Consider the following 14,820-nt stretch of genomic DNA (forward strand, 5'->3'; position numbering starts at 1 on the left):
TCAACCGACCCGCGCTTCTCCCTGGCGCTCGGCTTCCCCCTCATCCGCCCCCGTACGCGCGAGCACCGGCTTCAGCGCCTGCCCCGTATGGCTCGCGCTCACCTTCACAAGCGCTTCGGGCGGCGCCGCCGCGACGATCGTGCCGCCGCCCACGCCGCCCTCCGGCCCGAGATCGATGATCCAGTCGGCTTCCGCGATCACGTCGAGGTCATGCTCGATCACGACGACGCTGTGCCCCGCATCGACCAGCCGGTGCAGCACCCGAATCAGCTTCGCGACATCCGCCATGTGCAGGCCGACCGTCGGCTCGTCGAGCACGTACAGCGTGTGCGGCGCCTTCTGGCCGCGCCGCGTGATGTCGTCGCGCACCTTCGTCAGCTCGGTGACGAGCTTGATGCGCTGCGCCTCGCCGCCGGACAGCGTCGGCGACGGCTGGCCGAGCGTCAGGTAGCCGAGCCCGACATCCTTCATCAGCTGCAGCGGATGCGCGATGTTCGAGATCGGCGCGAAAAACTCCACCGCCTCGTCGATCTCCATCGTCAGCACATCGCCGATGTTCCGGCCGCGCCACGTGACGGCGAGCGTCTCCGGGTTGAAGCGCTGCCCGTGGCACACGTCGCACGGCACCTTCACGTCGGGCAGGAAGCTCATGCCGATCGTGCGCACGCCTTGCCCTTCGCACGCGGGGCAGCGCCCGTCGCCGGTATTGAACGAGAAACGCGACGCCGTATAACCGCGGGCGCGCGCTTCGAGCGTATCCGCGAACAGCTTGCGGATCGTGTCCCACACGCCGATATAGGTGGCCGGGCACGAACGCGGCGTCTTGCCGATCGGCGTTTGATCGACTTCGAGCACGCGATCGATCTGCTCCCAGCCGCTCAACGACTCGCAGCCCTGCCACGCATGCGTGACGTTCAGCGACGGCCGCGGCGCGCTGCGCGCGAGCACGCTCGAGCGCCGGTTGGCCGCCGGCGCGTCCTGCTGCGCGGCCTTGCGCGCGCGCCGCGTGGCCGGCGACGACAGCACCGAGCGGCCGACCGCGTCGAGCAGGTTCGTCATCAGCACGTCGCGCGCGAGCGTCGACTTGCCCGACCCGCTGACGCCCGTCACCGCGACGAGCCGCGCGAGCGGAATGCCGACCGTGACGTCGCGCAGGTTGTGCAACCGTGCGCCATGCACGGTCAGCCACGCCTCCGGCACCGCGGCACCGCCCTTCTTGCCCGGCACGCTCACGCTGCGGCGCGGCTGCAGCGGATGCGTCATCGGCTGCGCGAGCAGGCGCCCCGTCACCGAATCGGACTGCGCGGCGAGATCCGCGACCGCGCCCTGCGCGACCAGCGTGCCGCCGCGCTTGCCGGCGCCCGGGCCGACGTCGATGATGTGATCGGCGCGGCGGATCGTGTCCTCGTCATGCTCGACGACGACCAACGTATTGCCCTTGTCGCCGAGCTTGCGCAGCGCGTCCAGCAGGATCTGGTTGTCGCGCGGATGCAGGCCGATCGTGGGCTCGTCGAGCACGTAGCAGACGCCCTGCAGGTTGCTGCCGAGCTGCGCGGCGAGCCGGATGCGCTGCGCTTCGCCGCCCGACAGGCTCGGCGCCGCGCGATCGAGGCTCAGGTAGCCGAGCCCGACTTCCTCGAGAAACGCGAGGCGGCTGCCGATCTCGCTGACGATGTCGCGCGCGATCTGCGCGTCGCGCCCGGTGAGTTCCAGCCCGTCGATCCAGCGCCGCGTGTCCGACACCGTCCACTGCGCGACCTCGACGATCGGATGCGCGTCGAACGTGACCGCGCGCGCGGACGGGTTCAGCCGCGTACCGCTGCAATCCGGGCACGGCTCGTTGCCGACGCCTTCCGGTTCCTGCTCGTCCGACGGCAGCGTCTGTTCGCGGCCGCGGCCGTCCTCGGCGAGCACCGTGTCGTCGTACGCGGCGCGCTGTTCGCGCGTGAGCGTGACGCCGGTGCCGACGCAGGTCGTGCACCAGCCGTGCTTGCTGTTGTACGAGAACATCCGCGGGTCCAGCTCCGGATAGCTCGTGCCGCACACCGGGCACGCACGCTTGACCGACAGCACCTTGACCGCACCGACGCGCGCGGTCGAATGATCGTTCTGCATCGCATCGTGCAGCCCGTCGAGCGGCGCGAGCAGGTGCATCACGCCCTTGCCGAGTTCGAGCGTCTCGTCGAGCACGCGCCGCAACTCGGCCTCGTTGTCCGGCGATACGACAATGTCGGCAACCGGCAGCTCGATCGTGTGCTCGCGGAAGCGGTCGAGCTTCGGCCACGGGTCGACCGTCACGAACTCGCCGTCGACACGCAGATGCGTGCTGCCGCGCGCCTTCGCCCACTTCGCGAGATCCGTATACACGCCCTTGCGGTTGACGACGAGCGGCGCGAGCAGCCCGACGTGTTCGCCGCGATGGTCGCGCAGCAACTGCGCGGCGATCGATTCGACGGATTGCGACGTGACCGGCGTGCCGTCGTGGATGCAATGCTGCAGGCCGAGCTTTACGTACAGCAGCCGCAGGAAGTGCCAGACTTCGGACGTCGTCGCGACCGTACTCTTGCGGCCGCCGCGCGACAGCCGCTGCTCGATCGCGACGGTCGGCGGAATGCCGTACACCGCGTCGACTTCCGGTCGCCCGGCCGGCTGCACGATCGAGCGCGCATACGCATTCAGCGATTCGAGGTAGCGGCGCTGGCCTTCGTGGAACAGGATGTCGAACGCGAGCGTCGATTTGCCGGAGCCCGACACGCCGGTGATCACATTGAACTTGCCGTGCGGGATATCGACGTCGAGCGACTTCAGGTTGTGCTCGCGCGCGTTGACGATCCGCACGACGTCCTCGCCTTCGATCGCACGGCGCTCGCGCGCGGCGTTCAGCACGGTCTGCAACGGCACGCCTTCGTCGGCGAACGGCGCTTCGGCGTCCATCGCGCGGTCGTATTGCAGCAGCGCCACGCCGGTATGCGATTCGGCGCAGGCCTTTACCTCGTCGGGCGTGCCCGCGCACAGCACGAGGCCGCCGCCGTCGCCGCCTTCCGGGCCGAGATCGATCAGCCAGTCGGCCGCGCGGATCACGTCGAGGTTGTGCTCGATCACGATCAGCGAATGGCCGGCCGCGAGCAGCTTGCCGAACGCCAGCATCAGCTTCGCGATGTCGTCGAAGTGCAGCCCGGTGGTCGGCTCGTCGAACATGAACAACTTCGCGCGCGCGACGCGTGCTTCTTCCGTGACGACCCGGCGGCCGTTGACCGCCGCCGCGGATTCGGCGAGGAAGCCGGCCAGCTTCAGGCGCTGCGCTTCGCCGCCCGACAGCGTCGGCACCGGCTGGCCGAGCTTCACGTATTCGAGCCCGACGTCGACGATCGGCTGCAGCACGCGCAGCACCTCGGCGTCGGTCGCAAAGAACGCGGCCGCTTCGCTGACGGTCAGGTCGAGCACGTCAGCGATGTTCAGCGCGCGACCGTCGCGCTCGATGCGCACTTCGAGAATCTCGGCGCGGTAGCGGCTGCCGTCGCAGTCCGGGCAACGCAGGTAGACGTCGCTCAGGAACTGCATCTCGATGTGCTCGAAGCCCGAGCCGCCGCAGGTCGGGCAACGGCCGTCGCCCGAGTTGAAGCTGAACGCGCCGGCGCCGTAGCCGCGTTGCAGCGCGAGCGGCGCCTTCGCGAACAGCTTGCGGATCTCGTCGAACGCACCGACATAACTCGCCGGGTTCGAGCGCGTGGTCTTGCCGATCGGCGACTGGTCGACGAACACGACGTCGCCCACCTGGTCAGCGCCTGCGAGATTGCGGTATGCGCCCGGCGACTCGGTCGCCTTGCCGTGGTGCCGCGCCATCGCCGGATAGAGCACGTCCTGCAACAGCGTGGATTTACCGGAACCGGACACGCCGGTCACGCACACGAGCCGCTGCAGCGGAATCTCGACCGTCACGTCGCGCAGGTTGTGTTCGCTCGCACCGTCGAGCACGATGCGCGGCGTATCCGCGTCGACCGGCCGGCGTGCCCAGTTCGACGCATGCGCGACATGCTTGCGGCCACCGAGATATTCGCCCGTCAGCGTGTGCGCCGAACGGATGTCGCCCGGCGTGCCGTCGTAGACGATCGTGCCGCCGCGCTCGCCCGGGCCGGGGCCCATGTCGATCAGCCGGTCGGCCGCGAGCATCACCGACGGATCGTGTTCGACGACGACCAGCGTATTGCCCGCGTCGCGCAGCCGCTGCATCGCCTCGACGATCCGCGTGAGATCGCGCGGATGCAGCCCGATGCTCGGTTCGTCGAGCACGAACAGGGTTTTGGTGAGCGACGTGCCGAGCGCCGTCGTCAGGTTGATCCGCTGCACCTCGCCGCCCGACAGCGTGCGGCTCTGCCGGTCGAGCGTCAGGTAGCCGAGCCCCACGTCGCACAGGTATTTCAGGCGCGTGCGCACTTCGGCGAGCAGCAGCTTCAGCGCATCGTCGAGCAGCGCGCTCGGCAGGTTGATGTCGTCGAAGAAACGGCGGATGCGCTCGATCGGCAGCAGCATCAGGTCGTGCACGGTCAGGCCCGGCAGCGCTTCGAGCTGCGCGCGGTTCCAGTCGACGCCGCGCGGCATGAAACGGCCGGCCGGCGCGAGCACGCCGTCGGCATTCTCTTTCGAGCCGAGCCGCCATTGCAGCGATTCCGTCTTCAGGCGCGCGCCGCCGCACACGTCGCACGGCGTGTAGCTGCGGTATTTCGACAGCAGCACGCGGATATGCATCTTGTACGCTTTCGATTCGAGGTAGCCGAAGAAGCGCTTCACGCCGTACCACTGGCTCTGCCACTTGCCGTTCCAGTCCGGCGAACCGTTGACGACCCAGTCGCGCTCGGCGTCCGTCAGCTCGGCCCACGGCACGTCGCGCCGGATGTCGGCTTTCGCCGCATAGCGCATCAGGTCGTCCTGGCACTCTTTCCATGCGGGCGTCTGCATCGGCTTGATCGCGCCGCCGCGCAGCGTCTTGCGCGCGTCGGGAATCACGAGGCCGAGATCGACGCCGATCACACGGCCGAAGCCGCGGCAGGTTTCGCACGCGCCGTAGGCCGAGTTGAACGAGAACATCGCCGCCTGCGGCTCCGCGTAGCGCAGGTCGCTGTCGGGGTCATGGAGCCCGGTGGAGAAGCGCCACACCTGCGGCTCCGCGGCCGCGCCGCCGGCGGTTTCCGGCTCCGGCGCGAGCACGTACACGTTCGCCCGCCCGCCGCCGCGCTTCAGCGACGCCTCGATCGCCTCGACGACGCGCACCTTGTCGGCCTGCTGCACGCGGAAGCGGTCGGCCACCACGTCGAGCACCTTGCGCGGCCCGGTGGGCGACGCGACTTCGCGCCGCGCCTGCACGCGCGTATAGCCGCTCGCCGACAGCCACTGCGTGATTTCGTCGTCGGACGCGGTTTCCGGCAGCTCGACCGGGAACGTGACGACGACGCGCGGATCGTCCGCCTGCGTGCGCGCGACGAGTTCCGCGTAGATCGTCTCCGGCGTGTCGTGTCGCACCTGCCGTGCGGTCTTGCGGTCGAACAACTCGGCCGCGCGCGCGTACAGCAGCTTCAGGTGATCGTTCAGCTCGGTCATCGTGCCGACCGTCGAGCGCGAGCTGCGTACGGGGTTGGTCTGGTCGATCGCGATCGCGGGCGGCACGCCGTCGACGCGCTCGACCTGCGGGCGGTCCATCCGGTCGAGGAACTGCCGCGCGTACGCGCTGAACGTCTCGACATAGCGCCGCTGGCCTTCCGCGTACAGCGTGTCGAACACGAGACTCGACTTGCCGGAGCCCGACGGGCCGGTGACGACCGTCATTTCGCCGGTGCGCAGGTCGAGATCGATATTCTTGAGGTTGTGCTGACGTGCTCCGCGAATGCGGATCAGATTGCTGGATGACAATTTGCCTGCCCGTCTGAATGAGTTAGCCAGAGTTCACGGTGCCGGAACGCTGCGGCGGATGCCCGCAGGCGCGGCGCACGTGCCGCCCGGGGTCGCACCTGGGCGGCTCGATTTCGACGGGTACTATACTGTATATTCATACAGTTTTCCATGGCCGGCGCGGATACCCCGGCAACGCGTCCGGTCATTCCGGCTTCGGCTTGACCGCGTTGGGCTTGCGTCCGCGCGTCGCCGGCTTGACCGGTACGCTGCGCCCATACTCGTTCCACCACGCTGTCAGCGCTTCCATCGTCGGTCCGAGACCGCGCGCCTTCGCGGTGATCGCGTATTCGACGCGCGGCGGCACTTCCGCGAAAACCGTGCGGGTAATCAGGCCGTCCGCCTCGAGTTCCCGCAACTGCGCCGTCAGCATGTGCTGGGTGATGCCCGGAATCGTCTTGCGTAGTTCTCCAAAGCGATAAACGCGCTGGTTGAGCAGCCACATGATCTCCAGTTTCCACTTGCCTGACAGCAACGAAAATGCGCGTCGCATTTCGTCGTGCATGTTCACTTCATCGGCGTCATCAGTCATCTTTTCCATACCAACAGACAGAAAATCATCCTACTTGCAGGCTTTCATCTTAGACGACATTCTTGAGCCAGGTCGACACCTAAAAACTTAAGGAACCCATAATAAATGGCTGAGAACTACGCATACTGGATCAGTACGGCATTGCTGTCGCTGCTCTATCTGGCGTCCGCGACGCTGTACATCGCCAAGCGGGATTGGGTTCGCAAGAGCCTTGCCGGGTTCGGCTATCCCGCGTATCTCGTTTCGATCCTGACCGCCGCGAAGCTGCTCGCCGTGGCGGCCATCCTGACGCGTGTGGGCGTGCCGCTCAGCGATCTCGCCTACGCCGGCGTCCTCTATCACCTGCTGCTTTCGGCACTCGCGCACGTCGGTGTGCGCCAACCGCGCGGCGCGCTGCCGGCCGCGGTCGGCCTCGTCTGTCTCGTCGTGTCATTCACCACGCAAAACGCGGCGCGCGACATCCCGTCGCCGTATGGCGCGCTCGCGACAACGCATCACGCAACCATTGACTGAAGGAGAACGCCATGGCCCGACTCAACGGGAAAATTGCCATCGTAACGGGCGCCGGTCGAGGAATCGGACGCGCCACCGCGAAACGATTCGCTGCCGAAGGCGCCACGGTAGCAGTCGTTTCGCTCACCCCCGCCAACGTCGACGCGGTAGTGGCCGACATCGAGGCGGCCGGCGGCAACGCACTCGGCGTGCCTTGCGATCTCGGCAACGCCGACCAGATCCAGGCAACTGTCGACAAGGTCGCCGCGACCTGCGGCGGCATCGACATACTCGTCAACAACGCCTTCGATCCATCGGCGCCGTTCTCGTCGATCGTCGATCTGCCGGTCGAGCAACTGCAGCGAAACTTCGAACTCGGGCCAATCGCGTATCTGAGGATGATGCAGGCGGCCTACCCGCACCTGAAAGCGAGCGGCGAAGGACGCGTGATCAATTTCGGGTCCATGGCCGGGGTCATGGGGCTGGCAGGATACGGACCGTACAACATGGCGAAAGAAGCGGTGCGCGCGCTGACGAGAACCGCCGCACGCGAATGGGCCGCCGACAGGATCACGGTCAACAACGTCCTGCCGCTGGCGCAGACGTGGGGCGCGGACGCCGACGTACCGCCGCCGACCAACCCGCTTGGCCGCTTCGGCACGCCGGACGACGACATCGCGCCTGTCGTCCTGTTCCTGGCGAGCAAGGACGCACAGTTCCTGACCGGATACAGTCTCACGCCGGACGGCGGTTCGATCATCGACAGCGCGCGCTGAAGCGCGATCGTCATTGCCAGCGAGAATCAGCACGACGCGGTACGGCATCACTTGAAGGCTTGTCTGCATCTTAGCTGGACACGCAGCGAGCAGACGGAAGTGCTGATTCAACTCACCGGCTATATCGGCTGGCCGCTCGTGCTACCGGTGGCGCGCATCGCGCTTGACGTGTTCGATGCAGCAGAAGACAGCGCGACTGCAGAGCAAGCAGACACAATCGCCGAAACGGAATCGCTGGAACGCGATCGGCGCGCACCGTACGCACCGACAGGCATCGCAGACATTTCGATCGACATCGCGCGTTGTATCGACGAAATGGGCGCCGCGACGACGCACCTCGAACCGTTCGAACATGCGAAGGCACGGCACCTGACAGCCATCGCCTGCCTGACGTGCCTCGCTCGAAATGCCGATGCGGAAGCGCTCGCCAAGCACATGCGCGACGCGCTCTCGTTGGGCGCGTCGCGGCAAGACATCGTCGAAGCAATCGTCGGAACACTGCCTCACGCAGGCGTACTCGCCGCGCAGTCGGCATTGCGTGTGGCAAATCAACTGTTTGCATCGACAGATTCGCACGCGGCGGGGGTACAGGAAACCACGGCGGCATAGCGGGCGACGCCTCTCGATGCACCCATCAACACCAATCGGTACGAACGACACAGGAACAGACCATGAACGACGAAGGTGGATACGACCTCGAAGACCTCATGCCGGGCATGACCGCGCAGTTCCTGAAGATTCTGTCCGAGCGCGACGTCTTCCTGTTTGCGAGCGCCTCCGGCGATCGGAATCCCGTGCATCTCGACGACGCCTATGCGCAGCGAACGCGTTTCGGCGGCCGCATCGCGCACGGCATGTTGTCCGCATCCGTGATCTCCGCGGCGATTGCGTCGCGTCTGCCTGGCCCCGGGTCGATCTATCTGTCGCAGGATCTGCAGTTTCGGCGGCCGGTAAAACTCGGCGAAACCGTATGCGCGACCGTGACGATCAAGGAGATTCTCGCGAATCGGCGGCGAGTCGTGCTCGATACCCGATGCGAAGTGAATGGGCTCGTCGTTGTAGAAGGTACGGCGGTTGTCATGCCGACGACCGCCGCGGAACGCGTGAAAGAAGCGGAAAAATTGCAAGGTCAGGAAACCTGACAGTCGTGCGCCCGGGTTTCGGCCCCTCCGCGGCGATCTCGATTCGCCATGATCGCAGCGGAACTCGAGCCCCTAGCCGACACGCTATCGCCTGTCCCGTCACTCGGCTGGGTGCGACAATGTCGCCGCCGCATTCGAGCGCGGCACTGCATCGACCGTCATCACCTGCACCACGTTCTCGATCGACGGCGGCATGAGTGCCGCCTGGCAACGAACCGCATGCACGCGAGCGCCGTCGGATGACCAGCGCTCGCGGCACCCCGCCTGCTAGTTCTGCAGCAAGATCTCCACGCGTCGATTGCTCGCTCGCCCTTCCGCGGTATCGTTTGAGCCCACCGGATCGGCTTCTCCCCTGCCGGCCGCCGTGACGGAATCCGCCTTCAGGCCATGTTCGCGCAAGTACGTCGCGACCGAGTCGGCCCGGCGTTGCGACAACGCAAGATTGTGCGCATCCGAACCGACCGAGTCGGTATAGCCCGTCACTTTCACCACCGAGAAATGCCGGTCCGCCTGACGGCTCAGCAATGCGTCGAGCGAAGCGCGGGCGGCGGGCGTCAGCGTTGCGGAGTCGGTCGCGAAATACGCGTCGCCGGTCAGGCTGACCTTTTCCGCGGCGGCAGGCGCGACCGCCACCGGCGCCGGAACCGGCGCGGGCGCCGCGCCGCACTGGAACTCGATCGACCGCGGATCGGCGCCGTCGCGGAACGGCGCCGCCGAATCGACCAGACGTACCGGCTCCTTGTCGCACATGCGCGTCGCGACTTTCATGCAGGTCTTTTCGCTCGACAGGATGCCGTGACAATCGACACGGAACGTCCGAACGCCGTTTCTCGGTTGCAATTCGTACGCGCTGAACGTCGGCCCGGACGCGCTCGAGCATGCGGCGAGGGAGGCCACGGACACAAGCAGGGCAAGAGAATATTTGTTCACTGGATAACTCCGGAAATTCGATTCGATACCTCGCATGCGGCGCGGCAGCGCGGCTGCATGCGGATGCGTTCTCACTCGGGGCGAACCCGTCCGGCGCGACACGCCGGACGGGTTCGGGGCACACGGAATTACTTCCACTGGTACAACATGCCCCCGCCAACGACGCGTTGACTGCCGCTGAAACCGCCATTCAGCGTCGCCTTCAGGTTCTCCGTAATGCGCGCCTGCACGCCGACCGCCAGCGCTTTTTGACCGAGGAAGCTCGACGTACCGACCCCCATCGCGAAATTCGAGTCGCGGTCCATGTGCGGGATCGACGCGATCGCAGCGGTTGCGGCGATCCCCTCGCGCGCCATCGAATCGGTCTGCTGAATCTGCTGCTGCATCTGCGTGAGCTGATTGTTGACGGTGTTCAGCGACTGCGTGAACTGGTTCGACACCGCGTTGAGCTGGTTCACGTTGACCGCATCGGTACCCTGCGTGCCGGCCGCGACGTTGACGACCTGGCGCGCAGAATCCGCCGAGCCGACCGCGACGACGTTCGACCGCCCGCCGTCGTTGCTGCCCGTGCCGATCGCGGCCGAGTTGCCGCCCGACGCGGTCGACCCGACCCCGATCGCGGTCGACCCGTTGCCGGATGCCAGCGACCCGTTGCCGACCGCCGTGCTGTTCGAGCCCGATGCGACCGCGCCCGAGCCGCCCGCGGACGAGTTCACCCCCGTCGGGCCCGGCGGCACGTTCGTGCCGGCGGGATTCGAGTTGTACGAGCCGCCGAGGTTCGACGTGCGCTGGGTGATCAGCGTCGTCAGCTGGTTGGCGACCGAATCGAGCTGCGACACGTTCACCGCGTCGGTGCCGCTCTTGCCGGCCGCGAGGCCGGTGATCTGCCGGTTGCCGACGTTCACTTCGCCGGACGACGACTGCGGGCTGCTCAACCCGTACGCGATGTAGTTCGTCAGTGCGCCGACCGTGGTCAGCGAACCCGCGCCGAGCGCGACGCTGTTCGCGAGCGTCGCCGATGCGCCGGCGCCGAGCGCGAGCGCGTCGGTTGCATTGCTGTGCGCGCCCGATCCGAGCGCGACGCTGCCGACGCTGGCCGCGACCGCGTTGGCGCCCTGCGCGACCGACTGCGCGCCGGTGGCCGTCGCGCCGCTGCCGAGCGCGATCGCATCGGCCTGCGCGGAACTCGCCGCCTGCCCGATCGCCACGCCGCCGGGCGCGGTGGCGTCGACGATCGCGCCGTTGCCGATACCCACGCCGTGATCGCCGTTGACGACCGTCGTCGGGCCGACCGCGATCGAATCCGCACCGACCGCGAGCGAATCCACGGCCGTCGAGTTCGCATGGAAATACTTCGTGGTGGTGACCGCGAACGACTGCAGCGCGCCGGCCAGCTGCCGCACGGTCACCGCATCCTGCTGGCCGGTGCCGTCCGCGACGTTGGTGATCTGGCGATACGTCCTGCTCGTCGCGTCGCCGACCGATACCGCGCCCAGCAGCGTCTGGTCGGCCGTGTTGAACGGGATCGACGCGCTGCCGTTGCGGATGGTGCCGGAAGCCGGCACCGTCGCGCGATCGGCCACCGAGCCGGCACCGAACGCGATGCTGCCGTCCACCTTCGCGATCGCGTTCGGGCCGATCGCGACGCTGTCGACGCCGAGCGCCTGGCTGTCCGGCGCGGTCGAGTTCGCGTGGAAATACTTGGTGCCGTGCGCGTTGATGTTGTCGATCGCCGAACCGACGTTGTTGTTGATCGTCGTCGAGCCGTCGCTGTTGTACGTCACGTACGACGGCGCCGAGATCGTCCCGGTCGTCGGGTTGTAGGTCGCGCCGCCGCCGATCGCACCGGCCGTGCTGTTGCCGAGATTGGTGTTGTTCGACCCGATCGAGCTGATGCTGGTCGACAACGAACCGATGCCCGTCGACGTCGCGGTGGACAGCGAAGTCAGGTTGCTGTTCGTGCTCGACAGGCCGGTGGACAGTGAACCGACGATCGTCGACGTCGAGGTCGACAGCGACGAGATCGAGCTCGTCGTCGAACTGAGGCCGGTGGACAGCGAACCGATGCTCGTCGACGTTGCCGTGGACAGCGACGTCACGTTGCTGTTCGTCGTGCTCAGACCGGTCGACAGCGAAGCGACGCCCGTGGACAGCGAACCGACGCTCGTCGAGGTCGACGTCGACAGGGACGTGACCGCGCTGTTCGTGCTCGACAGGCCGGTGGACAACGAGCTGATGCCCGTCGACGTGGACGTCGACAACGACGTGACCGTGCTGTTCGTCGAACTCAAGCCGGTGGACAGCGAGCCGACCACCGTCGACGTCGACGTGGACAACGACGTGACCGAACTGTTGGTCGAACTCAGGCCGGTCGACAGTGAGCCGACGACCGTCGACGTCGACGTGGACAGCGACGTGACCGAGCTGTTGGTCGAACTCAGGCCGGTCGACAGCGAACTGATGCCGGTCGACGTCGACGTGGACAGTGAAGTGATCGAGCTATTGGCCGACGACAACCCCGTCGACGTGGAAGTCGACAGTGACGTCACCGAGCTGTTGGTCGAACTCAGGCCGGTCGACAACGAGCTGATGCCCGTCGACGTCGACGTGGACAGTGAAGTGATCGAGCTATTGGCCGACGACAACCCCGTCGACGTGGAAGTCGACAACGACGTCACCGAGCTGTTGGTCGAACTCAGGCCGGTCGACAACGAGCTGATGCCCGTCGACGTCGACGTGGACAGCGACGTGATCGAGCTGTTCGCCGACGACAACCCCGTCGACGTGGAAGTCGACAGCGAAGTCACCGAGCTGTTGGTCGAGCTCAACCCGGTCGACAACGACGACACACCCGTCGACAACGACGTAATGCTCGACGCCGTCGACGTCGACAGCGAATTGACCGCCTGATTCGTCGCATCGAGCTGCGACCCGTTGATCGCGTCCGTGCTCGCCGAATTGATGCGCCCGGCCGCGACGTTGGTGATCTGGCGTTCGGTGCCCGGCGCACCGACGCTGACGACGCTGGTCGGCGTCGTGCCCTGGAAGTTGTACGTGACGCCGCCGATCGTCGCGCTTGCCGTCGGATTCGGCGCGGCCGTCGTCGAGCCGGAGCCGAGCGCGACATCGCCCGCGTTGTTCGCCACGGCCGATGCGCCGAACGCCACCGCGCCCGCCGCCGCGGCCGTCGACGTGTTGCCGAGCGCGAGCGAGCCGACGCCCTGCGCGTTGTTCGAATTGCCGATTGCCACCGCGCCGTTGCCGTTCGCGGTGTTGTTCGAACCGGCGGTCACCGCGCCGGTGCCGATCGCGGTGCTCGGGTCGCCGATCGCCACTGCACCGTCGCCGCTGACCGTCTGGCCCTGGCCGAGCGCGACGGCGCCGATACCCGCCAGCACCTTCGAGTTGTTGCCGCCGGCGATCGAGCCCGCGCCCGCGGCAGCAGCGACCGAGTTGGTGGCGCCGATCGCGACCGTGGAACCCGCCGCCGCGACGCTGTTGATACCGATTGCGGTCGAATTGATGCCCGACGCCGTCGCGCCGGGGCCCAATGCGGTCGCCGATATGCCGCTTCCGAGCGCAAGATTGCCGAGCGCGACCGCGAACTGCTGCGTCGCGGTCGCCTGCACGCCCATCGCGACCGAACTGACGCCCGACGCATTGGCGCTCAGGCCGAGCGCCATCGCCTGGTTGGCGCCGGCCGTCGTGCTCGAACCCAGCGCGATCGAACTCGTGCCGAGCGACTGCGTGCCCGATCCGGGCACGCCGGCAACGCCGCCCCAGCCGATCGCGATCGACGTGCCGCCCTTCGCGCCGCTGTTGACGCCCATCGCGATACCCGAATTGCCGGACGCCAGCGCACCGCTGCCCACCGCAACGGCGGCCGCGCCGGAACTCGTCGACTGGTTGCCGAGCGCGATTGTCCCCTGGTTAGTCGCCTGTGACGAAAAACCGAGCGCCACGCTGCCAAGGCCCGACGAAACCGCGCCGAGCCCGAGTGCGGCTGCATTCTGGCCAGAGGCCGTCGCATTGTTCCCGAGCCCGATGGCGGAAACGCCGTTCGCGGTCGCGCCACTGCCGATCGCCACCGTGCCGGACTGCGTCGCGAGGGATTGGTTACCGACGGCAACCGAGAACGCTCCCGAGCTGATCGCCTGCGAGCCGAGCGCCGCGCTATTGATGCCGGTCGCCTGCGAGTTGATGCCGACGGCCGTCGAAGCGTCGGCCATCGCATGAGCGCCCGGGCCCAGTGCGGTGGCGGAAACGCCCGCTGCCGTCGACAGGTTGCCAAATGCGGTGGAATTCACCTGCGTCGCGACCGAACCGTTACCGACCGCTATCGAACTGGCGCCGCCGGTTGCCGACCCGCCGCCCGCCGAGTACTGAGCGTGGGCAGCAACATGGAACAAGCCGAGATAAGCCGACGCCATCAGCACGGCCAGCCGCCGTAGCGACGGGAGAGAAGGCACTCCCGAGCGTGTCGCTGCGCCCCCGATCGCGGCGCGTTCCGGCACGCTACTCGACGACGCGACGCGCTTGCCGCGCGCACGGTCAAGCTCCGACGCCGCAACCCAGGCCCCCAGTGCTTCGTTCCAGATCGACTTGAACGACTTGTTCATCTCGTGTTCCCTCGGTTCTCATGTGCTGAATGACGCAACAGCGAACGCATCGACAAGCGACGACGCATCCCTCTGCGTTCCCGCCCGTGTTGCGACGCTCCGTTCTTCACTTTGGATAGCTAAATAAACGCTCGAACAACACTGCACGACATTCCCGATCGCTATCGCGATCGCGCGAACGCAGCCCGCACGTGCGCTTCGGCACGACGCGCGGCGGCAATCGCCGGTTATCGAATCACGGAAGCCGACATCGCAGGAAAGGCGGATTCGCGATGCACCGCGCACCGCAAATCCGCGCGCGCGTGCGCCGTCGCACCGAACCTGCGGCGACCTCGAATTTCATGGGAAAGCGTCGTTCAGACGCCGGATGGACGGATGCCGGCCCC

8 protein-coding genes are annotated in these 14,820 nt (G+C 67.1%); 4 read left to right on the top strand and 4 right to left on the bottom strand.

Annotation, left to right across the window (positions count from 1 at the left end; all coding sequences use genetic code 11):
- Together uvrA and ABD05_RS33130 are read right to left on the bottom strand one after the other, a co-directional pair.
- Positions 1 to 5,904 (bottom strand): excinuclease ABC subunit UvrA, encoded by a 5,904-nt coding sequence (gene uvrA / locus ABD05_RS33125; protein ID WP_047904348.1) that lies wholly within the window; start codon positions 5,902 to 5,904, stop codon positions 1 to 3.
- Positions 5,905 to 6,088: 184 nt separating this feature from the next.
- Positions 6,089 to 6,484 (bottom strand): winged helix-turn-helix transcriptional regulator, encoded by a 396-nt coding sequence (locus ABD05_RS33130; protein WP_047904349.1) that lies wholly within the window; start codon positions 6,482 to 6,484, stop codon positions 6,089 to 6,091.
- A 132-nt stretch (positions 6,485 to 6,616) separates the two neighbouring features.
- Between ABD05_RS33130 and ABD05_RS33135 the strand changes: the two genes are divergently transcribed.
- The 4 genes from ABD05_RS33135 to ABD05_RS33150 all read left to right on the top strand — a co-directional run bounded on the left by ABD05_RS33135 (position 6,617) and on the right by ABD05_RS33150 (position 8,885).
- A complete protein-coding gene (locus ABD05_RS33135; RefSeq protein ID WP_238594202.1) occupies positions 6,617 to 6,988 on the top strand; it encodes a DoxX family protein in 372 nt (123 codons plus the stop codon).
- Between the two features lie 11 nt (positions 6,989 to 6,999).
- Positions 7,000 to 7,743 (top strand): SDR family NAD(P)-dependent oxidoreductase, encoded by a 744-nt coding sequence (locus ABD05_RS33140; protein ID WP_047904351.1) that lies wholly within the window; start codon positions 7,000 to 7,002, stop codon positions 7,741 to 7,743.
- Positions 7,744 to 7,842: 99 nt separating this feature from the next.
- Entirely contained in the window at positions 7,843 to 8,352 is a 510-nt protein-coding gene (locus ABD05_RS33145; RefSeq protein ID WP_053060034.1) for a carboxymuconolactone decarboxylase family protein, read from the top strand.
- 62 nt (positions 8,353 to 8,414) lie between these two features.
- Positions 8,415 to 8,885 (top strand): MaoC family dehydratase, encoded by a 471-nt coding sequence (locus tag ABD05_RS33150; protein ID WP_047904352.1) that lies wholly within the window; start codon positions 8,415 to 8,417, stop codon positions 8,883 to 8,885.
- 267 nt (positions 8,886 to 9,152) lie between these two features.
- Here the strand turns inward: ABD05_RS33150 and ABD05_RS33155 are convergent, their stop codons facing one another.
- The gene (locus tag ABD05_RS33155; RefSeq protein ID WP_047904353.1) at positions 9,153 to 9,815 is read right to left on the bottom strand and encodes an OmpA family protein; all 663 of its coding nucleotides are present in this window, start codon (positions 9,813 to 9,815) and stop codon (positions 9,153 to 9,155) included.
- 128 nt (positions 9,816 to 9,943) lie between these two features.
- Positions 9,944 to 14,434 carry a YadA-like family protein gene (locus tag ABD05_RS39595; RefSeq protein WP_047904354.1) on the bottom strand — a complete coding sequence of 1,497 codons (4,491 nt, stop codon included), beginning with the start codon at positions 14,432 to 14,434 and terminating at the stop codon, positions 9,944 to 9,946.
- Between the last annotated feature and the right edge of the window lie 386 nt (positions 14,435 to 14,820).

The organism is Burkholderia pyrrocinia (genome assembly GCF_001028665.1).
Taxonomy (GTDB): Bacteria; Pseudomonadota; Gammaproteobacteria; order Burkholderiales; family Burkholderiaceae; genus Burkholderia; species Burkholderia pyrrocinia.